21 protein-coding genes and 1 pseudogene are annotated in these 26,135 nt (G+C 39.0%); 14 read left to right on the top strand and 8 right to left on the bottom strand.

Translation table 11 applies throughout. From position 1 onward, the window contains the following. The first annotated feature begins 609 nt into the window (after positions 1–609). The 7 genes from DC53_RS00830 to DC53_RS00860 all read left to right on the top strand — a co-directional run bounded on the left by DC53_RS00830 (position 610) and on the right by DC53_RS00860 (position 8,176). The gene (locus tag DC53_RS00830; protein WP_033032200.1) at positions 610–1,029 is read left to right on the top strand and encodes a hypothetical protein; all 420 of its coding nucleotides are present in this window, start codon (positions 610–612) and stop codon (positions 1,027–1,029) included. Between the two features lie 318 nt (positions 1,030–1,347). Beyond that, the gene (gene cyoA, locus DC53_RS00835; RefSeq protein WP_033032197.1) at positions 1,348–2,307 is read left to right on the top strand and encodes a ubiquinol oxidase subunit II; all 960 of its coding nucleotides are present in this window, start codon (positions 1,348–1,350) and stop codon (positions 2,305–2,307) included. Positions 2,308–2,309: 2 nt separating this feature from the next. After that, positions 2,310–4,298: a cytochrome o ubiquinol oxidase subunit I gene (gene cyoB / locus DC53_RS00840; RefSeq protein WP_033032194.1), complete on the top strand. Its 1,989-nt coding sequence runs from the start codon at positions 2,310–2,312 to the stop codon at positions 4,296–4,298. Then, a complete protein-coding gene (gene cyoC / locus DC53_RS00845; RefSeq protein ID WP_033032192.1) occupies positions 4,295–4,921 on the top strand; it encodes a cytochrome o ubiquinol oxidase subunit III in 627 nt (208 codons plus the stop codon). Before cyoB ends, cyoC begins: the two co-directional genes overlap by 4 nt. After that, positions 4,921–5,277 (top strand): cytochrome o ubiquinol oxidase subunit IV, encoded by a 357-nt coding sequence (gene cyoD, locus DC53_RS00850; protein WP_033032190.1) that lies wholly within the window; start codon positions 4,921–4,923, stop codon positions 5,275–5,277. Before cyoC ends, cyoD begins: the two co-directional genes overlap by 1 nt. 9 nt (positions 5,278–5,286) lie before the next feature. Beyond that, a complete protein-coding gene (gene cyoE / locus DC53_RS00855) occupies positions 5,287–6,171 on the top strand; it encodes a heme o synthase (RefSeq protein WP_007376142.1) in 885 nt (294 codons plus the stop codon). A 421-nt stretch (positions 6,172–6,592) separates the two neighbouring features. After that, entirely contained in the window at positions 6,593–8,176 is a 1,584-nt protein-coding gene (locus DC53_RS00860; protein ID WP_033032188.1) for an RICIN domain-containing protein, read from the top strand. Positions 8,177–8,382: 206 nt separating this feature from the next. Here DC53_RS00860 and DC53_RS00865 read toward each other — a convergent pair whose 3' ends face one another. Beyond that, entirely contained in the window at positions 8,383–8,973 is a 591-nt protein-coding gene (locus tag DC53_RS00865; protein WP_033032186.1) for an FMN-binding negative transcriptional regulator, read from the bottom strand. Further along, positions 8,973–9,548, bottom strand: coding sequence for a GNAT family N-acetyltransferase (locus DC53_RS00870; RefSeq protein ID WP_033032183.1), 576 nt, complete (start codon positions 9,546–9,548; stop codon positions 8,973–8,975). The genes DC53_RS00865 and DC53_RS00870 overlap by 1 nt, the downstream gene beginning before the upstream one ends. Before the next feature lie 106 nt (positions 9,549–9,654). Here DC53_RS00870 and pdxR point away from each other — a divergent pair, with 106 nt between their 5' ends. Then, positions 9,655–11,112 carry a MocR-like pyridoxine biosynthesis transcription factor PdxR gene (gene pdxR / locus DC53_RS00875; RefSeq protein ID WP_033032181.1) on the top strand — a complete coding sequence of 486 codons (1,458 nt, stop codon included), beginning with the start codon at positions 9,655–9,657 and terminating at the stop codon, positions 11,110–11,112. Here the strand turns inward: pdxR and DC53_RS00880 are convergent, their stop codons facing one another. Continuing rightward, complete coding sequence (locus DC53_RS00880; RefSeq protein WP_007376147.1) at positions 11,113–11,781, bottom strand: hypothetical protein; 669 nt, start codon at positions 11,779–11,781, stop codon at positions 11,113–11,115. A gap of 121 nt (positions 11,782–11,902) precedes the next feature. Further along, positions 11,903–13,867, bottom strand: a complete 1,965-nt coding sequence (locus DC53_RS00885) for a phytase (protein WP_007376148.1) — start codon at positions 13,865–13,867, stop codon at positions 11,903–11,905. A gap of 579 nt (positions 13,868–14,446) precedes the next feature. Between DC53_RS00885 and DC53_RS00890 the strand changes: the two genes are divergently transcribed. Together DC53_RS00890 and DC53_RS00895 are read left to right on the top strand one after the other, a co-directional pair. Continuing rightward, positions 14,447–15,367, top strand: coding sequence for a GGDEF domain-containing protein (locus DC53_RS00890; protein WP_033032179.1), 921 nt, complete (start codon positions 14,447–14,449; stop codon positions 15,365–15,367). Continuing rightward, positions 15,351–16,352, top strand: a complete 1,002-nt coding sequence (locus tag DC53_RS00895; RefSeq protein WP_007376151.1) for a helix-turn-helix transcriptional regulator — start codon at positions 15,351–15,353, stop codon at positions 16,350–16,352. Before DC53_RS00890 ends, DC53_RS00895 begins: the two co-directional genes overlap by 17 nt. Before the next feature lies 1 nt (position 16,353). Here DC53_RS00895 and DC53_RS00900 read toward each other — a convergent pair whose 3' ends face one another. From DC53_RS00900 to ettA, 4 genes and pseudogenes are all read right to left on the bottom strand, one after another. Further along, entirely contained in the window at positions 16,354–16,857 is a 504-nt protein-coding gene (locus DC53_RS00900; RefSeq protein WP_008133972.1) for a TlpA family protein disulfide reductase, read from the bottom strand. 62 nt (positions 16,858–16,919) lie between these two features. After that, positions 16,920–17,828 (bottom strand): annotated as a pseudogene (locus DC53_RS0120825) (histone deacetylase family protein). Positions 17,829–17,884: 56 nt separating this feature from the next. Beyond that, positions 17,885–18,250 (bottom strand): PilZ domain-containing protein, encoded by a 366-nt coding sequence (locus tag DC53_RS00905; protein WP_008133974.1) that lies wholly within the window; start codon positions 18,248–18,250, stop codon positions 17,885–17,887. 155 nt (positions 18,251–18,405) lie between these two features. Further along, entirely contained in the window at positions 18,406–20,079 is a 1,674-nt protein-coding gene (ettA, locus tag DC53_RS00910; RefSeq protein WP_007376155.1) for an energy-dependent translational throttle protein EttA, read from the bottom strand. 377 nt (positions 20,080–20,456) lie between these two features. Here ettA and DC53_RS00915 point away from each other — a divergent pair, with 377 nt between their 5' ends. From DC53_RS00915 to metH, 4 genes are all read left to right on the top strand, one after another. Next, positions 20,457–21,113 (top strand): outer membrane beta-barrel protein, encoded by a 657-nt coding sequence (locus DC53_RS00915; RefSeq protein WP_008133978.1) that lies wholly within the window; start codon positions 20,457–20,459, stop codon positions 21,111–21,113. A 193-nt stretch (positions 21,114–21,306) separates the two neighbouring features. After that, entirely contained in the window at positions 21,307–22,254 is a 948-nt protein-coding gene (locus DC53_RS00920) for a homoserine O-succinyltransferase (protein WP_007376156.1), read from the top strand. After that, positions 22,244–23,317, top strand: a complete 1,074-nt coding sequence (locus DC53_RS00925; RefSeq protein WP_033032177.1) for a homocysteine S-methyltransferase family protein — start codon at positions 22,244–22,246, stop codon at positions 23,315–23,317. Before DC53_RS00920 ends, DC53_RS00925 begins: the two co-directional genes overlap by 11 nt. Before the next feature lie 9 nt (positions 23,318–23,326). Then, positions 23,327–25,957, top strand: coding sequence for a methionine synthase (metH, locus tag DC53_RS00930; protein ID WP_033032175.1), 2,631 nt, complete (start codon positions 23,327–23,329; stop codon positions 25,955–25,957). Positions 25,958–26,135 lie beyond the last annotated feature (178 nt).

Below are 26,135 nucleotides of genomic sequence, written 5' to 3'. Positions count from 1 at the left end.
CTTTCAATTGCCACGTAATGTAAACCAAAAATCTTTATATTGTGTGTGAAGATGTTGTCAGTGTGAAAGGCAACTCAAGTTCGGTGGTGACTGAATTTGGGTTGTTTTTATTTCCTTTCAATTGCCACGTAATGTAAACCAAAAATCTTTATATTGTGTGTGAAGATGTTGTCAGTGTGAAAGGCAACTCAAGTTCGGTGGTGACTGAATTTGGGCTGTTTTTATTTGTGCGACATAATTATTACTCCCTCCTGAAAACCTATAATCCTATTAAATATTTCTCTTTAAATCGTTTTTTATTTTAGCTAACAAATTGTTTTTTATCGTGTTATTTTTTATTAACAAAATAGCTTCGAAAGCTTAACTCAAATTAATTGATTTTTAGTTGAACAGAAAATTCTCTTTGTTATACTCACGTTCGAACTTTCAGTAAGTTTTGAAAGTTTGGTTGATACGGATCAATTTTCGCTAGGTAAATATGTGCTAGCTGGATTTGATTGTATTTAGCACTTGGTTTTAGGGTTTACAACAGCAATGTTTTTTTAAATTTTTCCATTGCAAACTGTATTACTCTAATTTTGTTATAGTCATTTTAGTAGGTTAATGTCTTTGAACACACTTTCTTTGCATCATACAGCTACGGAACTTGCCTCTGGCGAGCCGCAGACGTGTGAACGCTTGAATAAAGCAGGCAAGGGCGTGTGTGTAGCTATAACTTTATTAGTGTTTAATACTGTAATGTTGCTAAGCGGTGCATTAGAGGATGTCTTCAAGCTTGAAGCGCTATTAAGTGATGGGTTTATTGTAGAGCCACTGTTACTTAATCTTGCGCAATTTTTAGCTCATCCGATCATATCAAGTCAGTTACTTATTGGCCTTTGTTGGTTATTGTTCCATATTTGTCCAGCACGTCGTGCTGGCATAATCCTCCGTAAAGCAGCCTTTGCTTTTAGCGAGGCTAAAGTTCTTCAGCCTGTGATCTCTTCACATGGTTGTCGTGCTCCACCTAGCTTTACAGGTTGCCTGTAACGCTGCATCTTGTTGCTGGTTTTAATTATTTGTTCTTGCTGTAAATAATTAAGGTTAGCTAAAACAAAGTAGCTCCGTGTTTTTTAAACACATTTCAGCCAACCACCACTCACCCAAGTTAATTTTTATTACGTTATATAAATGCGTTTAGAAAGCTGGGTTTGTTGCTAGGTCATTAATGGCATGAGCTCTAGGTTTTGAATAGCCCCCTTATTTTTATAATTTAATTCTAGTTAACTTGGGTTTTTATTGAAAAATCGTTGCTTTGGTTTTTATTTTAAGCAGCAAATTGAAACTCTAGGTTTGTAGGATACTCCCTTGTTAATTCGTAACCTTTGTAATATTGCTTTAGCTAGTACAGTGCTGGCGTTGTCAGGCTGTAAAGGCGGGATACTCGATCCAAAAGGGCAGATAGGCATAGATGAGAAAAATTTAATCATCATTGCAACCGTGCTTATGTTGCTTGTAGTCGTTCCCGTTATTGTGATGACTTTGTATTTCGCATGGAAATATAGAGACACGCAAACTCATGAAATTTACGCGCCAAAATGGGCTCATTCAAATAAAATTGAAGCCGCAGTTTGGGCTGTTCCTATTGTTATTGTAATCATTTTAGGTGTTATTACCTGGCAGTCTACCCAAGAGCTAGACCCTTACAAACCAATTGAAGGTAAAGGTGAACATCTTACTGTTGAAGTGGTTTCATTAAATTGGAAATGGCTATTTATATATCCTGAGCAAGGTATTGCTACGGTTAATGAATTAGTGTTCCCAGCAAATGTACCTGTTGAATATAAAATCACCTCAGAGAGCACAATGAATTCATTTTTTATTCCGCAATTGGGTAGTCAAATATACTCAATGGCTGGGATGGAAACCAAGCTTCACTTAATTGCAAATGAGCCAGGTACGTTTAAAGGCTTTTCAGCAAATTACAGCGGCGCAGGTTTCACTGGCATGAAATTTAATGCCATTGCTACACCTACACAAGCAGACTTTGATAAGTGGGTGAGTGATGTGAAAGCGAATTCAAGCGCTAATAACCTGACTCATGCAAATTATGTTGAGCTTGCAAAAGCAAGCGAAAATAACCCAGTAGCATATTACGGAAAAGTTGATGACGCCTTATTTCATACCATCGTGATGAAATACATGCAGGCGCATGGCGATATGAACAAAAAACACCATGCAATGGGCGAACATGGGCAAATGAGTAAAAAGCATCATGAAATGAGTGAGCACTCAATGCCTTCATCTCACAGCCAAGGCGAGGAATAATAATGTCGTTATTAGGTAATCTTTCACTCGACGCAATTCCGTTTCATGAGCCAATTCTTGTGTTCACGATGTCGGTTATTGCGATAGCTGGGCTTATTATTGCCGGGCTTATTACAAAGTATAAAAAATGGGGCGTGCTTTGGCGCGACTGGATCACGTCTGTTGATCACAAACGCTTAGGCGTAATGTATATTCTTTTAGCACTAATAATGCTATTTCGTGGTTTTTCTGATGCAATAATGATGCGTGCGCAGTTGGCACTTGCTACCAGTGGTGCGCCAGGTTATTTACCACCAGAACACTACGACCAAATATTTACTGCCCACGGCGTAATCATGATCATATTTATGGCAATGCCATTTATGATTGGTCTAATGAACATCGTATTACCACTTCAAATTGGTGCTCGCGATGTTGCTTTTCCATTTTTAAATAATTTAAGTTTTTGGTTTACAGCCAGTGGTGCAATTTTAATTAACTTATCACTTGTGTTTGGTGAGTTTGCAAAAACAGGTTGGGTGGCATATCCGCCGCTTTCGGAGCTGACCTTTAGCCCTGGGGTGGGGGTCGATTATTATATTTGGGCCTTGCAAATATCCGGGCTCGGTACACTTCTAACAGCCGTAAACTTTTTAGCAACCGTGTTTAAAATGCGTGCACCAGGTATGACCCTAATGAAAATGCCAATTTTCACATGGACATGTACATGGGCAAACATCTTAATTGCAGCATCATTCCCAATTTTAACGGCTGTACTTGCAATGCTAACGCTTGATCGTTATCTCGACTTTCACTTCTTTACCAATGAATTGGGCGGTAACGCCATGATGTACATCAACCTGTTTTGGGCATGGGGTCATCCTGAGGTATACATATTAGTATTACCAGCGTTTGGTATTTTTTCTGAAATTATTTCGACCTTTGCAGGTAAGCGTCTATTTGGTTACAAGTCGATGGTTTACGCCAGCGCTGCAATCTCAATTTTAGGCTTTATTGTTTGGTTACATCACTTCTTTACCATGGGGTCGAGTGCTAACGTTAACGCGTTCTTTGGGGTAATGACCATGGTTATTGCCGTACCAACTGGGGTTAAGTTGTTTAACTGGTTATTTACTATTTACCGAGGTCGTTTACGTATTAGCGTACCGGTACTTTGGACACTTGGCTTTATGGTTACCTTTACCGTAGGCGGTATGACCGGTGTATTACTTGCCATTCCTGGTGCTGATTACGTACTGCATAACAGCTTATTCTTAATTGCACATTTTCATAACACCATTATTGGTGGTGCTGTATTTGGCTACCTTGCTGGTTTTGTATTTTGGTTCCCTAAAGCAATGGGTTTTAAACTTAACGAAAAATGGGGTAAAGCATCATTTTGGTGTTGGATTATCGGTTTCTTCGTTGCATTTATGCCGTTGTACGTACTTGGTTTCTTAGGTATGACACGTCGTTTAAACCACACTAACAACCCAGATTGGAACATGTGGTTATACATTGCCGCAGGCGGTGCTGTAATTATTATGTTTGGTATTATTAGCCAAGTTATTCAACTATATGTGAGCTTTAGAGACCGTGAAGCGCTTGACGATACAACAGGCGATCCGTGGAACGGCCACACACTTGAGTGGGCTACAAGTTCACCTCCGCAAATTTATAACTTTGCAACAATTCCACATATTGATGATATTGATGCATGGACCGACATGAAAGAAAAAGGCCAAGCATATCAAGATAAAGCAAACTACAGCCCTATTCATATGCCTAAAAACACATCAGCTGGCGTGTTCATGGCAGCAAGCTTAACAGTATTTTGTTTTGCAATGATTTGGCATATTTGGTGGTTAGCTGTTGTTGGTCTAGTGGGCGGGATTGCCATATTTATCAAACGTTGTTACACCAGCGATGTTGATTACTATATACAACCTGATGAAATTGCACGCATTGAAGCTGCATATAATTCAAGTGGCATTAAGGAGTTAAAAGCGTGAGTACACTTTCTGCAAATTTAGACTCTGTATCACACGATGATCATGCCCACGCGCATGATCATCACGACACATCTGGCGATACGATATTTGGCTTTTGGTTATACCTAATGACCGATTGCCTACTGTTTGCCTCATTTTTTGCCACTTACGCTGTGTTATTTATGAACACAGCCGGTGGTGTATCGGGTAAAGATATTTTTGAACTCGACTTTGTAGCAGTAGAAACTGCAGCACTACTGATTAGTAGTATTACCTTTGGTTTTGCCATGATTGCCGCTCAAGGGCAAAAAAAGGCACTAACACTGACTTGGTTATTTGTTACGTTTTGTTTAGGTGCAGTGTTTATTGGTATGGAAGTATACGAATTTCATCACCTAATTGTGCATGGTAATGGCCCACAACAAAGTGCCTTTTTAACATCGTTTTTCTCATTGGTCGGCTTACATGGATTACATGTAACTGCTGGGCTGATTTGGATGACCATAATGATGATAGAAGTTGCTAAACGTGGTTTAGGTAAAGCAACCGTAACGCGTTTAAGCTGCTTAAGCCTATTTTGGCACTTCTTAGACATTGTTTGGATTTGTGTATTTACCGTTGTTTATTTGATGGGAGCAATGTAATGAGCCACAGCGAAACGCATGCGTTTAAGCAAACGCAAAGTGATCATCATGATGAATCTCATGGGAGTGTTAAAACTTACTTAATTGGCTTTGTACTATCGGTAATTTTAACTGCTATACCGTTTTATATGGTTATGGAAGGTGACTTCTCAAAAGCAACAACGCTTTGGAGCATTGTTACTTTAGCAATCGTACAAATTTGGGTGCATTTAAAGTACTTTTTACACCTTAATTTTACCACCGAAGATGGTCGTGCAAGTACATTCTCATTCCTATTCAGTGCCCTGATCATCGTAATGGTTGTTGGGTTATCTGTTTGGATCATTTATGAATCTAACGCAATGATGATGTACTAGGAGTTGAAGATGTTTCGTCGTTATTTATCAGTGACAAAGCCGGGTATTATTATGGGCAATTTGATCAGCGTAGCGGGTGGGTTTTTACTTGCCTCGCGCGGTGATATAGACCCATGGTTAATGATTGCCACATTAATTGGTTTGTCACTAGTGGTTGCATCAGGTTGTGCTATCAACAATGTTATAGATAGAGATATAGATGTAGCCATGGCGCGTACTCGTACGCGAGTAACAGTAACAGGCGAAATGTCGGCCTTTGCTGCACTTAGTCACGGTATTTTATTGGGTGTTGTGGGCTTTGGTTTACTTATCGCCTACACCACTCAAGCCGCAGTATTTTTTGCAGCCTTTGGCTACGTAATTTATGTAGGGGTTTATAGCCTCTACATGAAACGTAACTCAGTATATGGCACATTTGTAGGTAGCCTTTCAGGCGCTGTACCGCCAGTAGTAGGTTACTGCGCCGTAACAGGGCAGTTCGATATGGGCGCATTAATACTGCTTGTTATGTTTAGCTTGTGGCAAATGCCGCACTCTTACGCTATCGCTATTTTTCGCTTTAAAGATTACCAAGCTGCAGGTATTCCTGTATTACCCGTTGCGCAAGGTATTGATAAAGCAAAGCGCCACATTGTGCTTTATATTGCTGTATACGCCTTAGTGGTGATGTTACTGCCTATTAGTGGATACACCGGCGTGGCCTTTATGGCTGTTGCGTGCATCACCAGCTTTTGGTGGTTGCTAATGGCGCTACGTGGTTATCGTCGTAATATTGATATGAGCAGTTGGGCACGTAAAGTGTTCGCATTTTCAATTATTAATATTACAGCGTTAAGTATTGCTATGGCTGTTGACTATCATAGCGTTGCTCCACAGCTATTAACGCTTACCTAATTTAAAAATTTTTAACTATTCCAAAGTTAATCCAAAGGCTCGAAAGGGCCTTTTTTTATATTTATAGCATGTTTTTATAGGCGTAATTAGTAATAAACTTGCTAGAACTTTATTTCAATCATTTCAATTTAAGAGCAAGTATCACCTTAAGTCGATTTCAAGACCATTTTAAATAATACGACCCTCGTAGTTTGAATAAATAAAACACACGTTCGGAAGAACTCGCATTTAAGAAGAGCGTTTAAAATAGTTGGGTACAGATTGACTATTTAAACCTAACTTTAAAAAGATATAATGACAGTTAATGTTAATAAAATGTTGACGTTTAGTTTTGTTGTGCAATCATGCTACCGGTGGTATTGTTTTTTATTTTCTTGCTTTGCCTAAGTTTTCGTTTATATCAAAAAATATGAGGAAAATTATGAAATTCTTGAATATAAAAAATGTAAGTAAAATTGCACTTTCGATGATGTTGTTAAATTTAATATCAACACAGGTAAAAGCAGAAAACTGTAAAGCTCTACCAAAAAATAATCAACGGTATCAAATTGTTAACTTTAGTTCAGATAAAGCGATTGATGTTGATAAAAAATCAAGAGAGTCTGGTGCTAATATCATCTCTTATGCAAAAAATAGCGGAACAAATCAGCAATTTATCTTTAATGATTTAGGGAATGGTTTTTGGACAATTAAAGCTTCACATAGTGATTTGTTTTTGGATGTATCAGAGCGATCTCAAGCTAATGGTGGCAATATTATTCAGTGGGCAGCGTCTGGGCAATCAAATCAACAATGGCGATTGTTACAAGATTCTACGGGGGCATTTAGTATTCGTTCCGCTTTTAGTGATAAGGCAATTACGGTTGCGGGGAGTGATAATGGGGCAAATATTTATCAAAATGATGATTTAAATGTTAGTTCACAACGTTGGTACTTAAACCCAGTCAATGGAAGCTGCGATAGCGCGAACGATTCAAATATTGATGTAACGGGCTTTGCATCACTTCCTGGCAGTGATGGTTTAGCAACAACGACAGGAGGCGCAGGAGGGTCTTCAATAACGGTAACAAGCTGTAGTGCATTAAAATCAGCATTGGTATCGTCAAACACAACAATTATCCAAATTCCAAATAATACACACATTGATTGTCGTACCGGAGGTTCAACCGTAGCAGCATGTGCTATTGAGTGTCCTGAGTATCAGGATCCAGGAGAAATATTTTATCGTATACCTAATTCGGGGCAAAGTTGTACATCATTAGGTGGTACAACAAATACGACCGTAAACAAGGTACGTAATGATATTTCCATTAGTGTTAAATCAAATAAAACCCTAATCGGTTTAGGTGACAATGCTAAAATTATTGGCGCGACATTAGATCTAAGCAATAGCAAAAACATTATTGTTAAAAACCTCAATATTGACAATATCAATCCTCATTTGGTTGAGGGGGGAGACGGCATCAGTTTGAATAGTTCAAGCCATATAGTTATTGACCATGTTAATTTTTCTAATATTTCTGATGGTTATGTCGATATCAAAAACAGTAAAAATATTACGCTAAGTCACAATGAATTTGACGGCTATAACCCATTCGTATGTGGTAACCAGCATTGGTATACTAATGCGGTCACTGATTCAGAAGTTACATTTCATCATAACTTTTGGAATTACACTGCAGGGCGAAATCCTAAATTAGATGGCAGTAAAACACGTGCCCATTTATATAATAATTATTGGCTCGAAATTACTTATTTCGCGATTAATACGACAAATGAGGCGCAAGCACTTATTGAATCTAATTATTTTGATGATAGCAGAAGACCACATTGGAATGTGTCAGGCTATATGAAAGCGAGCAACAATGTTTACGCTGCACAGTCTGCAACTGATCCTCAAAGAGATACTGGAAATAGTGTGTTTACTGATGTGAGTATGTATATTTATCAATTGGATGATGCTTATCAAATGCCACTATTGAATGGAGAGTCTGGCCCTAAGTAATAAATGCTATTGCTAATAATTGGGTTATTTAACTATTCATTGTTTAGATTAAGTTCGGGTTTAAAGGTTAATTGATATGTAAATTATAATTTTAAGTTAACCTTATTTCAGCTGAGATTACTTGAATTTTCTGAGTTTGATTTTTAATTAAGGGGCTCTTTAATGGCCCCTAACAAGAATTATTAGAATGCGAGCAAGGTTTTTTGCTAGTTAAATAACGCTGCAATACTACCTTTATTTTCACGTGCTAAGCTGTTTTTTATAGCTGCTCTTACATCGACTGGTTTGTTTTGATTTAATTTAAAGTTTCCTTGCCAGTGAATAGGAGTAAACGTTATAAAACTAAGTTGTTGATACATAGCTTCACGGTGATTTTTTGGCACCTCATCAATACTCCACATTGGTGTAAAGCCTTGCTCAAAATAGCTCGTTAATTGCCGCATTATTTTTTCTTTCTCAATGTCGCTTTTAATAATATCTACTTTTGCGGTTACTTGTACTGATGAGTAAAGCCAGCTCGGCAGTGTTTTATTATTACTATACGAGGGAGATAGATAACAGTTATCGCCACTAAATAGTAATTTTACTGACTGTTTATCACATTGCGTTAGCGGGTTATGTTTTGCTACGTGAGCAATAAATACATTACGTGAGAGCTCATATAATACAGGTACTTGGCATATATTATTTAAGTCACTTTGCGAGCAGGGCATTAAAATAGTTGCAAGTGGAAATTGCTTTACTAAAGCCTGCAAACGTTCAATATTATGTTCTTGAAAATGTATTGGTGGGTACATTAAAGCTTCTCCTCTAACTGTAATTTAATACTCTGCCAATGCTCGTCAATAATGCTAAATTTTGCAGTGCTTCTGTAACTCCCATCACTAAGGAGTCTGTCTTTATAAGCTACGCCCTCAAATCGGGCGCCTAGTCTAGTAATTGCATTTCGAGATTTTTGATTTTGTTCGTGAGTATTAAATGTTATTCGCACTAAATTCAACGCGTCAAAAGCATAGCTAAGCAGTAAATATTTCGTGTGAGTATTAATATAAGTTTGCTGCCAGTGATGGCTTATAAATGTATGACCAATTTCAGCACTTAAGTTATGTGTATCTAATCTAAATAGTCGTGTAGTGCCTACAACCTCTTTGCTGGCTATGTCTATTATGGCAAATACAATTTGTTCTTTTTTATTAAATTGTGCACTAGTAGTAAACCATTCCTTTAACAGTTCAGGTGTTTTTGTATAGTTGCTTAATACCCATTCCCATATTTTTGGATGTTGCCCAGCTTTATATAAGCCTTTTAAATGCTCATAATTTAATGGCTCTAGTATGACCTTATTTGTTTTATGCATCTGTTGAGTAAACATATTGCCTCTAAGCTTTGCTATTTGCGAGCAATAAATGTACGCTAATTTGGTTTGGTAAAAACAACCAGAATTGGCTTTTTAGCTATACCAGTTATAAAGGGGTAACATGCAACCGCTTAATATTGAATTTAATAACTCAAACAAAGCTAAGTACTTACAAGTTGCAGATGCTCTGCGCGGTTCTATCGTAAAGGGAGATATTGCACCTGGTGCAAAACTTAGTTCTGCTCGAGTTATGGCGCAAACGTATCAGTTAAATCGCCATACAATAATGAACGCATTGCAGTTACTAGTAGCCGAAGGATGGCTAGAGTCCCATGAACGATCTGGGTATAGCGTCACTCAAACACTGCCAATTCAAAGCAGTGCTAACTGTGAGCACACGCCAGTTTTAACACCAAAACCTTATAAATTTGCTACAGAGTTAGCCGTGCCTATTCCGGCAATGAATTTAAAAGACTACGTATATAATTTCGCAGGTGGACTTCCTGATTTAAATAGCTTTCCCTATAAAGAATTTAAACGCTCTATGAGCCATGTATTTAATCATTTAGACACCAGTAAACTTCATTATGGCAATATAAGTGGAGTGAGTGAGCTAAAAACTCAGATAAGCAATTATCTACATAAAACTAGAAGTTTAAAAGTATCAGACTTACTTGTATGTAATGGCTCACAAGAAGCTTTATTTTTAATTTCAAAGGCGTTTATAAATAAAAGCGATTTTGTCGCTGCCGAAACCTTAGGTTATCCGCCAGCACGTAAAGCGTTTGCAGCTTGTGGTGCGCAATTAATAGATATAAAACAAGACGAATATGGGTTGTGTGTAGATGATTTAAAAGCGCAACTTAAACGATATCCAATAAAAATGTTGTACTTAACGCCGCTGCATCAATATCCAACCACCGTTACGCTTTCGCCTACACGGCGCATGCAAATATATCAATTATGTTATGAGTATGGCGTACTGATTATAGAGGATGATTACGATCACGAATTTCACTATCGCTGTCAGCCATTACAACCTATGGCTGGGAACGATCCCGCTGGGATTATTATTTACTTATCTACATTTTCTAAAATTATGTTCTCAGGTGCTAGAATTGGCTACATTTGCGCAGCCCCTGAAGTATTAACACAGTTAATCGCATGGAAGCAGTTAGTAAATCATAAAAATGATGTTGTTATGCAGTTAGCTGTAGCGCATTTTATGCAAGAGGGCGGGTTTGAACGCCATTTAAAACGCATGACTAAGCACTATAAACAACGTTATGAAGCAATGGGCAATACGTTAACGTTACTGCAATCACAGGGTTTACCAATAGAGTATAAAAAGCCTGATGGCGGCATGGCAATGTGGGTTAACTTAAATAAAAATACGAGTAATATAAAACAAGCAATGCAAAGTAAAGGCGTGTATTTACAAGCAGAATTTGAATTTTATTTTGCTAATTCAGTAAGAAGTTTAATGCCCGAGCAACCTAGCCATGTTCGTTTAGGTTTTGCAGGGCAATCAATCGATGCTATGCAGCAGGGGCTTAAGCTTATAACTGATTATAAGTAACTATTTTTTAAAATCATTTGCATTGTAGTAAAGTGGTTTGAGTGTCCCGCAATTAACAAATTTATAGGTAAGCTCATTTACAGGTGGAACTCGTTTTGAGGTGCGGAACTTTTGCATACACGCATTAACTAAATCGACGAAAATAAGATGGTTATAGCTCGGCGCTTGTTGAATTTTATGAATATAAATACGCTCAGTGCCGCCTAGGTTAATTATGTCGTAGTCTTGCCATTGTGATGATTCACTTAACCCCTTTAGTTCTCTGGCATACAACTGTTTACCTAGTACAAGTTCTTTTTGTGAGTAAATTAAACTACCACCTTGTTGGTAATCGCCTTCAAAAATATCGGCAATAATCGTAATTTCTTCACCACGCATTAAATGTTGAATATTAAATGCTTGTGGTTTTACGGTGATTAATTCAGCATTTCTGACAAAGCCTAAAAACGCCACATCGGGGTTACCTATTTTATAAACAACTTGTACATCATGAGGTGAATTATAGGTAGGCAAATTCATCGCGATGATAGACGAGCCTTTATTAACTAACACCATTGGATGTTTAGCTTTATAAGCAGGATCGACAGGGGGGAGTTCTACTTTTTTCTCTTCTTCCGCTGTTACAAAGCCACTTATAGTAATTAGTAATAAAGTAAGTAGTAGGCGCATAATAATCTCAATTAATTTATGAGTTTAAATTGTAGTATAAAAATGTATGTAATATTTATCTAATTACAAGATCAATTTAAAGGCTCAAGTGAGCCTTTATAAAATGATTAGGTAGCGCGTATTATCTGATGGCTTTTTTAACTTCTCGCCAATCAATTATTTTAAAGTTTTGTGGTTGCTGCGGCATTCGATTATAACCATCTTGTACTATTAAAATACCCTCAGGGTAACCTGGTAAAGGTTTTGCTGTAACAGTTAGTCCATCGGTTTCTGATGTGCCATCAATACCTGAGTTTAAATCAGCAATAACGCTAAATTTACCACTAAATTTGAGTGATGGCACTTCAGTGTTTTGAGTTATATTACCTATTTCGTATAACACATAGCTATTATCGCCTTGACTTGAAACAACTAAATAACGTGCGTTATCTGCATGATAAATTTCCATCCCTTCTACATCATCAACTAATTGCTTATTAATGTGTTGTAGCATGATAGGTGTTGTTCCGGTGCTTGGCTCAGCACCTATATACCAAATACCGGCATCTTCTTCGCCTACAAATAATTGTCCTAGTTCATCATCTGCACTACAGCCTTCTGGCTGGCTTGGAAGGTTAAACTCGCGTACAAGTTTGCCTGTTATTTTTTCGTTATTCTCACTGATTTTATATTGCTGATACAGCCCCGATTTATCATTTACAAAAACATAGTTCCCCGTATTTGACGAGTACATACATAAGCCATAAATTTCATCAAGATTGGTAGGAATATCAGCAATGTACTTCACATTATTATTAGCTTGTACTGTAAATACACTAATACCGTTAAGTGTTCGATTACTGGCTGTTATTAATGTATTGGTACTGTTTTTAATGGTGCTATTTTGTCGTAGGTCCACGTTATTTAAACGACCAACTTCAAGTGACTGTTCAAGCTTGCCATTTAGGCTATATACCATTAGTCCACGACGTTTATCAGTGCCTAAAATAAGGCTGTTTTCAGCATCACTAGGGTTTACCCAAATAGCAGGATCGTCGGCGGCATCACCAAATGCGTTTACAGGTGTAGTTTGTGCATTTGCATGTATTTGCGTTATGTTTTGCCTATTTTTTTGAACCGCTATTTTTTTCACGGATAGTTGGCTTTGCATATAAGCCCCAGTCGTATCATTATAAATAACCGCAGTCGCTGTATTATTACTGGTGTACTTGATAGCGGCTGATTCAGGGTTTAAATTAGTATTTAACCTCCAGTGTTTTAATTTATTACTAATTGGGTTATAAGCATATAGGAGGCTATTTTCAGTGCTTGTAAACCATATCATGCCATCACTTGAGGCAAAGAGAGCGCCAAGTTCATTTTTTAGTTCGCCAAAGGGTGCAACAAGCGCAATTGGTTTTTTATCAGCTTGCGATTCAGCATTTGCATTTATAGCCCAAATCCCCACGTTGGATTCGCTAATAAACAACGTGCTTGTAATATCACTTACAGCACAACCCGCAGCTTCACTTACGCCAGGGAATTCTCGTATACTGACATTGACGGGCTGATTTTTAGCTGTATCAAAAATAGCCGTTTCGGTAATTAAGCCGCGAACATCGGCTATAAATGCAGTAACTGTCTGCGTGATATTATTAGCAAATAAACAAACTGTGTCGGGCTGAGCCTGTGGTGATATGATTCGGGTTAGCTCAGATAACTGCCATGTTTTATTTACATGTTGAAGTTTAAAAATAGCTACATTGTCTTGGTTGTTATCAATACTCGCCACTAAAAAAGCGTTGCTTGATAAAGCCCTAACTGAAAGAGATTCAAAATTTCCGGGCGCAATTATTTGGTTTGTATCTGTTTGGCTATTTACAAGTACTAGCCCTTTGCTTTCACTTGCTAATAACCAATTATTATTGCTTAGCCACGCGCCTTGTGAGCCTTGCATATTTTGATTTGGACCAAGCTCTACAGTGCTAACTATTTGCTTCTCAATGCTTATATTCTCACTTACAGCACCGTTACTACAGGCGGTTATGGCACTAATCATTAAACAGCTAGCAAGTAAGCTAAGTGTTTTATTTAATCTAAAATTCATAATGGTTCCTTTACTGAACACAGTGTTATATTTTCTCAGTCTCTTCTAAAAAATCATGAAGCGAGTGTTGTAATAAATAGCTTTTCTTTATTAAAAATCATGCTTTATAGATTTTGGGCCAGCTGACCTTTTTGATTGAAATTTATTCTATCTATGGTCAATTTAATCGCGGTGCGAGGCTTGTAACCTAGAAGGTTTAGTAAAAGCTGAGCAAAGCTGCTTCGCCCCTAGTCTAAATCCGTCTTTCAAGTTGCTTCTGATTCTAATATAGAAATATCTAATTTATTGTTAACGTTAAAATCTGCATTGATTTTTGGCATGACGAGCAAACTAAAGTTATTTTATGACGTAAATGTGACAGGTGTTACTTTAAACATATACTGTGAGCTGTGTTTTACTGTTATGAAAGGCTTTATGAGCTACTAGCACTCCTTATAAAGTGAGGTTTTTTGTGTGGTGTAAGATGGTTTTGAAAATGGTGATCATCTTGCTGTCATATAGTTGAGCTAATATGACCCTGCTGGCAAATATAGATATGAGTTAGCATAAAAATAGACTCTACAAAGAGAAGATTAATTAATGCGATTTAACCCATTTACCAGCCACCGATTATTAGTTAATTGTATTATTGCGATGTTTTTTAGTGCCTGCTTTTTAAGCGCTTACCTAGGTGTACTTAAAACGTATGTTGATATTCAATGGCTAGATATTATGGGCGAGGGCGGTATTGTACTCATGGCTCTGGTGTGGATCACGGTGTTATTAATTTCAAGGCCCCCCAGTAAAGTAACAACTTATTTAGTGATTGGCGTAGGGTTGTTTATGTTCTCAGCTACTTTAGATTTACTCGATGAGTGGTTAATGCACCCAGCACACAAATGGCTAAGTTGGATTGAGTCATTACCAGCCCCTGTAGGCATGCTACTAACTAGCTTGGGGTTGTATTATTGGCATCAAGAGCAATATGTATTAAATCGCCAATTACGCCGCCGTGAAGCTAACTTGCGTGAACACAGTAAAGTTTGTTCTGTAACAGGGCTTTATAAAGCGCAGTACTTAGATTTAGCCATAAAAAATCAGCTTTTAAGCACACAGCCTTTGTGGCTCGGTGCTATTGATATACGCGACTTCTCGCATTTTAATAGCGAATTTGGTTTTAAAGAAGGCGATAGGTTACTGCGTGAGGTGAGCGAGTTATTGCTAATGAACTGCCGGCTAAGTGATGTTGTGTGCAGGTATGCAGGAGACTGCTTTATGGTGTTAATGCCAGAAACCACAGAACAACAAGCAAAAGAGCTTATGATGCAAATTAAAGGGGCATTGAGATATTGCGCATTTAAAGTGGAAGGCTCAAAAAAAGCAAAGTTTCAGCATGTAACAACTGCTCTAATTCAAGGTAATGAACGTAATTATACAGGTACATTAACAAGCCAATTGCATAGCCAGTTACAACAAAAAAAGCACCAACAAAAAGTAGCGCAACGTGCACACCTTTGTTAATCAAGATGATAAGTTTGTAAGTGCACAAGGACTTATAATTGCGATTGTTGAATTAACACAAAGTCGAGGTATTGAACTTCATAAACTATTGCGTGGTACGGGAATATTTGAGCAAGATTTATTTAACTTTCAACATGCGTTTAGTTTATCTCAGCAGGTGCGTTTACTAGCACAATTTAAACTGTTAATGAAAAGTACCGACAGTGGCTTTTTACTTGGTAGCCAGCTAATAAATGATACGCGAGTTGAAGTACAAGCGCTTATGTACAGTGCTGATTTAGGGCAAGTACTAAAGCAATTAGCGCATTTAAGAATGCAGTTAGCGCCTTTATTATTTAGCCAAACATACATTAAAAGCGGGCAATATTATATTTATTTACAACCTGCTCATGGACTCAATGAAGAGCTGCACCACTACGTATTAGAAATATACAGCACCGCTTTTTATAGTTTACTCAAACGAGTAAGCGAAAGTTACCCGCATTGTCAGTTTGACTTTGCTTTTAAGCGCCCTCGGCATATTCAAGAGTACGAACAAAATTTAGGGCTAAAGATAAGTTTTGATAGGCCATGTACTCGCTGGGTATTAAATAAAGCCATGTTAAGGGCTAAGAACCCGTGCGCTAGTCAATTACGATTTATGCAAGCGCAGTCTCAATTACATAATAAAAATTTAGTTAGCATGACTTTTATTGAAGCTGTTTGTAGGTATTTATACTCTCACCCAAGTGCTAATTTAGAGTGTACCGCAAAGCACTTTGCTATGAGTTCAGCTACATTTAAACGAAAACTGAAAATTAACGGAGTAGGCTTTTCAGCGCTAATTGACGAGCAAAACAAACACAAAGCAATTTACCTACTTACCTTACGTGCTAAATGTAATGAACAAGTTGCTGAGCGTCTAGCATTTTATGACATCCCAAATTTTCGGCGTGCTTTTAAGCGTTGGACAGGTTTAACGCCAAGTCAGCTAAAAACGCAGTAAATTACTCTGTTTTTAGTTCCATAGAGTGAAGTAACGTACGTGCATTTAAATGCAAGTTTGCATCTTCTGAATTTGAGGTGTTAGTGAGCCAAATCACATCGCCCTGTTTATTTATAAATAATGTAGTAGGCGTACCTCTGATCCCTAACTTTTTAGCTATCGCATCAGCCTTTATTGCTGTTTTAAAAGTATAACCTCTGTCGCTAAGAGCTTTGGCGGGAGCAGCATCTTCATCTTCTTTAAAACTAACTGCAATGACCTTTAAGCCCATATCATCAATTTTTTGAAGTGCCGGTTGCAGCTTTTTACAGTATGGGCACCAAGTGGCCCAAAAATGTAAAATATAAGGCTGGCCTAGTAAATCGTGGGTATTAATTATAGAACCGTCGGCCATTTGTAAATTTAATGTAGGTAATTTAGGGTGGATGGTATTTGTTATTTCCTGTTGCGCATGTGCTGTAAAGCTTAACAAAATGAGTGTGATGGCGATAAATAACTGTTTCATAGTATTTTCGTTTTTATTGTATGTATTAAATAAGAACGAGAATTTAACATTTTTATTTCACACTAAAAGCGAGCGGCTTGCTCAACAACAATAGCGTGGCGTTTAGCAAGACGAAGATGGTCTTTATCATAACCTCCACCTATTACTGTAGCAACGGGTATGCTGTGTTCAAGGCAGCGTTTTAACACTAAATGGTCGCGTTTAATTATACCATCTCAGCTAATGTCTAATTTACCCAAACCATCGCCTTGCCAAATATCAACGCCAGCATCGTAAAGTACCAAGCTCGGATTTAACTCTTTGAGTAAGTAACTTAAGGTTTCATCCACTATAGCGAGGTATTCGTCGTCTTTCATATTGTCGGTTAAGCCAATGTCTAAATCGCTAGCAGATTTTCTAAACGGAAAATTTTTTTCACAATGTATAGAGCAGGTATAAGCGTATGCCTGATGCTGTAACATGGCCGCAGTGCCATCACCTTGGTGCACGTCTAAATCAAAAATAAGTACGTTAGTTACTTCACCCGATTCAATTAAAGTTTGCGTGGTAAAGGCAAGGTCGTTAACCATGCAGTAGCCTGAGCCAAAATCGGTATGTGCGTGGTGTGTCCCACCAGCAAGGTGACATGCTATGCCATGTTTTAGCGCTAAACGAGCCGTTTGTAATGTGCCTTGAGGGGCTGTAAATGTGCGCGCCATGAGCTTTTTTGACCAAGGTAGGCCAATGCGGCGCATGGCTTTTTCATCTAAGCGGTTGTTCCACAAATCGTGTATGTAATTTTCGCAGTGTATTAGCTCAAGTGGTGCTGGCGTGCCTAATATTGGCTCAACTAGGTTATCGCCAATCAAACCAAGCTCTTCAACATGCTGATATAAATGTGCAAACTTACTCATTGCAAAACGATGCTTTGGATCAAAGCTAAACGAATAGTTAGGATGATACACCAAAGGTAAATGTGGATTTAAAGTCATGTATTCACACGTTGAAAAATTTGCTCTATGGTAATCAACTAATCTAAATGAGTCTATTATTGTGCGTCGTGAATCAGCATAGTGAGTTCGCGATGCAGCAGCTCGTCATCGGCTAAATTTAATTCAATTAATCGCTTTAGATAAGTAATGCTATCTATATCAATATGACGGCACTTTAAACCGATGTGATCTGCTTCTATATGACACACAACTACTTCCATTTTTATTTCTATGTCGCTTTGAGGGAGTGTAAAACGCAGTATTGCATCGTTATTGGTGCAGCCTGTCAAAGCATCGCATTTGTTAATCAATGCGCCATGTAGAGATATATCAAGCAATTTACATGGGTATTGATGATCATTAAAAATTACCTGTGCATCGGTTGAAAATAATACACGAGAAAACTGACGACGATTTTGCATATCCTAATTTAGCCTTATTGTTTTTATAATAAATTAATCATAGCGGGTAATTCTCTACATGCTAGAAAATAAGTGCTTAGAATGCTGGTGGCATAAAAAAGCCCCGCATAAATGCAGGGCTTAGTGTTACTGTAATAAGTCAGCTACAGTGAAGATTAGCCAATTTTTTTGTACTTAATACGTTTAGGTTGAGCTGCTGCTGCACCGAGTGTCTTTTTAAGCCACTCTTCGTATTCAGTATAGTTACCATCAAAGAAGTTAATTACACCTTCGTCGCGGTAATCTAAAATGTGCGTTGCAATACGGTCAAGGAACCAACGGTCATGCGAGATACACATTACACAACCAGGGAACTCTAAAATAGCATTCTCAAGTGCACGTAGGGTTTCAACGTCCAAATCATTGGTTGGCTCATCCAGAAGTAACACATTGCCGCCCGCTTTTAATAACTTAGCAAGATGCAAGCGGTTACGCTCACCACCAGATAGGTCTTTAACAAACTTTTGCTGATCGTTACCTTTAAAGTTAAAGCGACTTACATACGCTCGGCTTGGGAACTCAAAGTTACCAATTTTTAGTACGTCTTGACCGTCTGATATTTCTTGGAAAACAGTTTTGCTTTCATCCATACCGTCACGGAACTGATCAACAGTAGCTAGGTGTACTGTTTCACCAACGCTGATACTACCGCTGTCTTGTTCTTGCTCACCGCTTATCATTTTAAACAGTGTTGATTTACCCGCGCCATTCGCACCAATAATGCCCACAATGGCACCTTTTGGCATGCTAAAGCTTAAATCGTCAATTAAAACGCGATCGCCAAAACTCTTACGAAGATTAGTTACTTCAAGCACTTGGTCGCCTAAACGCGGACCAGGTGGAATAAACATCTCGTTAGTTTCGTTACGCTTTTGGTAATCAGACTGCTGCATTTCAGTAAACTGAGCCATACGTGCTTTTGACTTAGCTTGACGACCTTTAGGGTTTGAACGAACCCATTCAAGTTCTTGCGCAATTGATTTTTGACGTGCTTTTTCAGATTTTTGTTCTTGCTGTAAGCGCGCATCTTTTTGTTCAAGCCAAGAAGAGTAGTTACCTTCCCATGGAATACCTTCACCACGGTCAAGCTCTAATATCCAGCCAGCTACATTATCAAGGAAGTAACGGTCATGCGTTACCGCCACAACAGTGCCTTCGTAATCGTGTAAGAAGCGCTCTAACCATGCAACCGACTCAGCATCCAAGTGGTTAGTAGGTTCATCGAGAATAAGCATGTCTGGTTTCTCAAGCAATAATCGACATATAGCAACACGACGACGCTCACCACCTGAAAGGTGCTCAATTTTAGCATCCCATTCTGGTAGGCGAAGTGCATCAGCAGCCCGTTCTAAAACGTTATCGATGTTGTGACCATCGTGCGCCTGAATAACCGCTTCAAGCTCGCCTTGCTCTTTTGCAAGTGCATCAAAGTCAGCACCTTCCATTGCGTACTCGTTATACACTTCGTCAAGACGGCTAAGCGCATGTTTAACTTCGCCAACGGCTTCTTCGACAATTTCGCGCACTGTTTTGCTTTCGTCTAGTACTGGCTCTTGCGGTAAATAACCAATTTTTGTACCAGGCTGAGGATGTGCTTCACCTTCAAAATCTTGGTCAACACCGGCCATAATGCGTAGTAACGTAGATTTACCAGAACCGTTTAAACCAAGCACACCAATTTTAGCGCCAGGAAAAAAGTGCAACGAAATATCTTTTAAGATAGTGCGCTTAGGTGGCACAACCTTAGATACTCGACTCATCGAGAATATAAATTTATCAGGTAAAACCATTAAAGGAGCCTTCAAATAATAATAAAAATTTCAATGTTGTATTGTAGTGGCTCTCAGGTGAAACAGTCAACGAATGGCGTAGTTTTTCAAAAATAAGTAGGCTGTAAGAAAGTGTAGTAAATTGTTTTATATTGTATTGATCAATTGTATGGGTATTTAAATAACTGCATAGTGTTAACAGTTGTTTAGAAGAAAAATATAATGAATAAGTTTAACTCTAACTTGATTTGCGTTTTCTTGAAAGCGCACATCTTAATTTTAGAGCTGCAATTTGGTTTCACTTTTGTCGTAACACAACTTGAATTTTTATATTGAGCGTTTAGGCGTTTATAGAAGGTATTTAAAATATCACCAGATACTAAACTAAAGGAATAATTATGAAATTAAAATGGCTTGTATCCCTAAGCGTAAGCGCAATAATTTTGGGAGGGTACTCAGTTGCGAGTAACGCTGAGATAATGCGAGTGAATGGACCTTATCAAGGGCTCGGTTTAGGCTCTACCGAATTCGATGTTTACGAAGGGTATAGCCTGCAGTTTACAACGATTTATACTCAAGTAGGTTATCAGTTTTCACCATATTTTGCACTAGAAGGGCGTTTGGGTATTGGTTTAAATGAGGAGCCAACGCCATTAAATGGGGATGTTTATACTCAAGAACCATTAACAGGAAAAATTACTTCCGAACCTGTACATACTCAAGTTGGTTCCGGCTTACAATTACAAACAAGCATATTTTTAAAAGCTAATTACCCAGTTTCTTCCCGAGTTGGTGTATTTTTATTTGCAGGATACGCTAGAAATAAGTTGAGCTATAACGATGATTACAGCCGTTTTGCAAAAGAAGTTATTGGCTCAAACACAAATCAGTTTCTCATTACAGAGGAAAACTACGATAAAGATGGCAAAACATTTGGGGCGGGGGTTGATTACATGTTAAACCAACGCTGGCAGGCAAGTGCAGAATACCAGTATTTTGATGCAATTGAAGGTAATATCTATGCTCTTAACTTTTCTATAAATTATCGTTTTTAAAACCGCATGCGCTACTGACTCTGGTAGCGCAACTCAAAAAGTATTACTTAATAATTTTAAGTGCTTCTATAAATTTCGTTTACTATCTTAAAGTTCATTTAGACATCTATACATCTAGAGGTTGATATTTTTGGCATTCTGTTCATAATAAGGGCGAATTAACTCTCGGTTTTTATGAGCAGGAGCTTTAAGAATGCCAATTACAGTAAAAGACGAGTTGCCGGCAATTGCACGTTTACGTCAAGAAAACGTATTTGTAATGCCAAAAACACGTGCAAAAACGCAAGAAATACGCCCAATGCGTTTGGCTATTTTAAACTTAATGCCTAATAAAGTAGAAACCGAAGTTCAGTTTATTCGTTTGCTTGCCAACTCGCCTTTGCAAGTAAACGTAGAACTACTGCGCCTCGACACTCACCGCAGTAGCAGCAATTCAGAAGAGCACCTTGATACCTTTTATCGTTATTTTTCTGAGGTTAAAGACAATAATTACGATGCATTAATAGTAACCGGTGCGCCACTTGCGCATTTAGAATACGACGATGTAGCGTATTGGGATGAGCTAAAAGTCATTATTGATTGGGCTGAGCAACACGTTACCTCTACGTTATTTTCGTGTTGGGCAGCGCATGCAGCGTTATATCACCGTTACAATTTAAAGCGCGATTTAAAAGACGATAAACTGTGTGGCGTATTTACTCACCAATGTTACTTTGATCACGGCGCACTGACTCGCGGATTCGACGACACCTTTTTAGTACCGCACTCACGTTATGGCCACATTGATATAAATAAAATAAACGCCTGTGATGAGCTAGTTGTACTGGCAGGTTCTGAGCGAGTAGGGGCTTACTTACTTAAAAATAAATCAGGTAGCCAAGTGTTTATAACCGGCCACCCAGAGTACGACGCCGACTCGCTAAAAGCAGAATACGAGCGCGATTGTAAAAAAAGCCCTAATGCACCAAAACCCGAAAATTACTTTCCGGATGACGATGCAACTAAACAACCTTCAAAAACGTGGCAAAGCCATGCTTTTTTACTTTTTTCGAACTGGTTAAATTACTACGTGTACCAAACCACACCGTATGATATTAATTTAGTTAGCCAAGACGTGAGGACTAACAACTATGCCGAATAACGCTCCTACAAATAATAAGCAAGCCGAAATAAGCGCCGCATTAAAAGAACGCATTTTAATTTTAGATGGCGCTATGGGCACCATGATCCAAGATCATAAGCTAGAAGAAGAAGACTATCGCGCAGAGCGTTTTAAAGACTGGCATGTATTAATTAAAGGCAATAACGATTTATTAAGCCTAACCAAGCCCGACTTAATCACTGATATTCATCGTGGTTTTTTATCAGCGGGCGCCGATATTATTGAAACCAACACGTTTAACTCGACCACTATTTCGATGGAAGATTACGACATGGCAAACCTAAGCCGTGAAATAAACGTAGAGTCGGCTAAATTAGCACGCGCAATTTGTGATGAATTTACGGCTAAAACGCCAGAAAAACCGCGCTATGTAGCCGGGGTTTTAGGGCCGACATCTAAAACGTGTTCAATTTCGCCAGACGTAAACGATCCGGGTTACCGAAACGTTACCTTTGATAAGCTAGTTACTGCGTATGTAGAATCAACCCTTGCATTAATGGAAGGCGGCGCCGATTTAATACTAATCGAAACTATATTCGACACGCTTAATGCAAAAGCCGCCTCGTTTGGCGTAGAAGAAGCCTTTGAGCAAGCAGGGCGTAAATTACCAGTTATGATTTCGGGTACTATTACCGATGCCTCTGGCCGTACGCTTTCGGGGCAAACAACCGAAGCATTTTATAACTCTATTCGCCATATTAAGCCTATTTCGATTGGTTTAAACTGTGCGCTTGGTCCTGATTTACTGCGCCAATATGTAGAAGAGTTGTCGCGCGTGTGCGAAACCTTTACATCGGTACACCCTAATGCGGGCTTACCAAATGAGTTTGGTGAATACGACTTAGAAGCGCCTGAAATGGCAACCGAAATTATCGATTGGGGTAAATCGGGCTTTATTAATATAGTAGGCGGATGCTGTGGCACCACGCCTGCGCATATTCGCGCTTTTGCAAAAGGTTTAGCGGGCGTTAAACCACGCCAACTACCAGAGCTTGAAGTACGCATGCGTTTATCAGGCCTTGAAGCCTGTAACTTAAATTAAGGAGCCAGCATGACCCAACAAATAGCAGTATTTACTAATGTCGGCGAACGTACCAATGTAACCGGTTCTGCCATGTTTAAACGTTTAATCATGGAAGAAGACTTTGAAGCCGCGCTAACAGTGGCCCGCGAACAAGTAGAAAATGGCGCACAGGTTATTGATATAAACATGGACGAAGCCATGTTGGACTCAAAAGCCGCTATGGTTAAGTTTTTAAACTTAATAGCCTCAGAGCCTGATATTTCACGCGTACCCATTATGGTCGACTCCTCTAAATGGGAAGTAATAGAAGCAGGCCTAAAGTGTATTCAAGGTAAGGCTATTGTTAATTCTATATCGCTAAAAGAGGGCGAAGAGCCATTTATTCGCCAAGCTAAAATAATAAAGCGCTTTGGTGCAGCCGCTGTTGTAATGGCGTTTGATACCGACGGGCAAGCCGACACTGCAGACCGTAAGTTCGCAATATGTGCGCGCAGTTATAAAATATTGGTAGAAGACATTGGCTTTGCGCCAGAAGATATTATATTCGACCCTAATATATTTGCCGTAGCCACCGGTATTGAAGAGCACGATAACTACGCCGTAGAATTTATTGAAGGCACACGCCGCATTAAACAAAATTTGCCGCACTGTAAAGTGTCTGGTGGTGTATCAAATGTATCGTTTTCGTTTAGGGGTAATAACCCCGTACGTGAAGCCATTCACTCGGTGTTTTTATATCACGCTATTCAAGCTGGTATGGACATGGGTATTGTAAATGCGGGGCAACTAGCCGTTTACGACGACATACCAGAAGAACTACGTAAAGCCGTTACAGACGTAATACTTAACACCGACTCAGGCGCAGGCGAGCGTTTAGTAGAGCTTGCACCAAAATACTCGGGTATGGCGCAAGCCGAGCGAGTAGAAGATTTAGAATGGCGCACATGGCCTGTTGCAAAACGCCTTGAGCACGCGCTTGTAAAAGGCATTACCACCTTTATAGATGAAGATACCGAAGAGTGCCGCGCTGCTGCCGATAAGCCTATTCACGTAATTGAAGGGCCGTTAATGGATGGCATGAACGTGGTAGGTGATTTATTTGGCGCAGGTAAAATGTTTTTACCACAAGTGGTTAAATCGGCGCGCGTAATGAAACGAGCCGTAGCCTACCTAGACCCATTTATTGAAGCCGAAAAAGAAGAAGGTTCAACCAATGGTAAAATAGTGATGGCGACCGTAAAAGGCGACGTACACGACATAGGTAAAAATATTGTAGGCGTGGTACTACAGTGTAATAACTATGAAGTAATCGATTTAGGCGTAATGGTACCTGCCGATAAAATACTGCAAACCGCCATCGACGAAAAAGCCGATATTATTGGTTTATCGGGCTTAATTACCCCATCGCTTGACGAAATGGTACACGTAGCAAAAGAAATGAAACGCCGTGGTTTTGAACTGCCGCTACTCATTGGTGGTGCAACTACCTCTAAAGCGCACACCGCAGTAAAAATTGAGCCGCAATATGACAAAGGCGTTGTGTATGTAAATAACGCAAGCCGTGCAGTTGGTGTGGTTTCAAATTTATTATCAAAAGACATTAAACCTGACTTTTTAGCTAAAACACAAGCTGAATATGTAAAAGTACGCGAGCAACAAGCGCGTAAAAAACCACGTTCTAAGCCTGTTACAATCCAGCGCGCACGCGATAACGCAGCAAAGCTTGATTGGGATAACTACACACCACCAGTGCCTAAAAAGCTGGGCGTGACCGAGTTTAAAAATGTATCAATTGCGACTTTACGTAAATATATAGACTGGACGCCATACTTTATGACGTGGTCAATTGCCGGTAAATACCCGCGCATAATGACCGACGAAGTAGTTGGCGAGCAAGCGCAAAGCTTATTTAAAGACGCTAACGATATGTTAGACGACCTTGAAAAAGCAGGCAGTTTGCAACCACTTGGCGTAATTGGTTTATTCCCTGCAAACCGCGTGGGTGATGACATAGAAATATACACCGACGAAACACGCAAAGAAGTCTTAACTACCTCATGTCATTTACGTCAGCAAACCGAAAAAATCGACTTTGCTAACTACTGCCTAGCCGACTACATAGCACCAAAAGGCATGCCTGATTACTTTGGCGCGTTTGCAGTAACGGGCGGCCTAGAAGAAGACGATTTAGCAAATGCGTTTGACGCACAGCAAGATGACTACAACAAAATAATGGTTAAAGCGGTTGCCGACAGGCTCGCCGAAGCGTTTGCAGAATACCTACACGAAAAAGTACGTAAAGAGTATTGGGGTTTTGCACCAGACGAAAACCTAGCAAACGATGAGCTAATTCGCGAAAATTACCAAGGTATTCGCCCAGCGCCAGGTTACCCAGCGTGCCCAGAGCACACCGAGAAAAAGAAAATTTGGCAGTTGCTCGATACCGAAAAACGCATTGGTATGCAGCTAACTAGTTCGTACGCCATGTGGCCAGGTGCTGCGGTTTCGGGCTGGTATTTCTCACACCCAGAGGCTAAATACTACGCCGTAGCCGCAGTGCAAAAGGATCAGGTAGAAGACTACGCTAAACGAACTCATATGACGCTAGCAGAAGCTGAAAGATGGCTATCGCCTAATTTGGGGTATGATCCGGAGTAAGAATAACAGTTGGTTTTTAGCTATTAATTAAAACAAAAACGAGCCAAATTGGGCTCGTTTTTTTATATAATTGAAAAGATGTAAAAATTGGTTCATATGTATTCAGAGTTTATTTAGTATAAGTAGTAATAAAAAGCTGAGCAACGTGGTTTTTATTCAGGGCAAGAGCATGAAAAAA

The organism is Pseudoalteromonas fuliginea, from assembly GCF_000690055.1.
Classification (GTDB): domain Bacteria; phylum Pseudomonadota; class Gammaproteobacteria; order Enterobacterales; family Alteromonadaceae; genus Pseudoalteromonas; species Pseudoalteromonas fuliginea.
The sequence above is the reverse complement of the archived record's forward strand: the minus strand, read 5'-3'. Positions and strand labels throughout refer to the sequence as shown.

Excerpts from the sequence above, each read along its gene's own strand:
- cyoD (WP_033032190.1), top strand. The coding sequence starts at position 4,921 with ATGAGCCACAGCGAAACGCATGCGTTTAAGCAAACGCAAAGTGATCAT.
- cyoB (WP_033032194.1), top strand. The coding sequence starts at position 2,310 with ATGTCGTTATTAGGTAATCTTTCACTCGACGCAATTCCGTTTCATGAG.
- DC53_RS00870 (WP_033032183.1), bottom strand. The coding sequence starts at position 9,548 with ATGTTTACTCAACAGATGCATAAAACAAATAAGGTCATACTAGAGCCA.
- DC53_RS00920 (WP_007376156.1), top strand. The coding sequence starts at position 21,307 with ATGCCAATTACAGTAAAAGACGAGTTGCCGGCAATTGCACGTTTACGT.
- DC53_RS00915 (WP_008133978.1), top strand. The coding sequence starts at position 20,457 with ATGAAATTAAAATGGCTTGTATCCCTAAGCGTAAGCGCAATAATTTTG.
- DC53_RS00880 (WP_007376147.1), bottom strand. The coding sequence starts at position 11,781 with ATGCGCCTACTACTTACTTTATTACTAATTACTATAAGTGGCTTTGTA.
- ettA (WP_007376155.1), bottom strand. The coding sequence starts at position 20,079 with ATGGTTTTACCTGATAAATTTATATTCTCGATGAGTCGAGTATCTAAG.
- DC53_RS00900 (WP_008133972.1), bottom strand. The coding sequence starts at position 16,857 with ATGAAACAGTTATTTATCGCCATCACACTCATTTTGTTAAGCTTTACA.
- cyoE (WP_007376142.1), top strand. The coding sequence starts at position 5,287 with ATGTTTCGTCGTTATTTATCAGTGACAAAGCCGGGTATTATTATGGGC.
- DC53_RS00885 (WP_007376148.1), bottom strand. The coding sequence starts at position 13,867 with ATGAATTTTAGATTAAATAAAACACTTAGCTTACTTGCTAGCTGTTTA.
- DC53_RS00865 (WP_033032186.1), bottom strand. The coding sequence starts at position 8,973 with ATGTACCCACCAATACATTTTCAAGAACATAATATTGAACGTTTGCAG.
- pdxR (WP_033032181.1), top strand. The coding sequence starts at position 9,655 with ATGCAACCGCTTAATATTGAATTTAATAACTCAAACAAAGCTAAGTAC.
- DC53_RS00905 (WP_008133974.1), bottom strand. The coding sequence starts at position 18,250 with ATGCAAAATCGTCGTCAGTTTTCTCGTGTATTATTTTCAACCGATGCA.
- DC53_RS00925 (WP_033032177.1), top strand. The coding sequence starts at position 22,244 with ATGCCGAATAACGCTCCTACAAATAATAAGCAAGCCGAAATAAGCGCC.
- DC53_RS00860 (WP_033032188.1), top strand. The coding sequence starts at position 6,593 with ATGAAATTCTTGAATATAAAAAATGTAAGTAAAATTGCACTTTCGATG.
- DC53_RS00890 (WP_033032179.1), top strand. The coding sequence starts at position 14,447 with ATGCGATTTAACCCATTTACCAGCCACCGATTATTAGTTAATTGTATT.
- metH (WP_033032175.1), top strand. The coding sequence starts at position 23,327 with ATGACCCAACAAATAGCAGTATTTACTAATGTCGGCGAACGTACCAAT.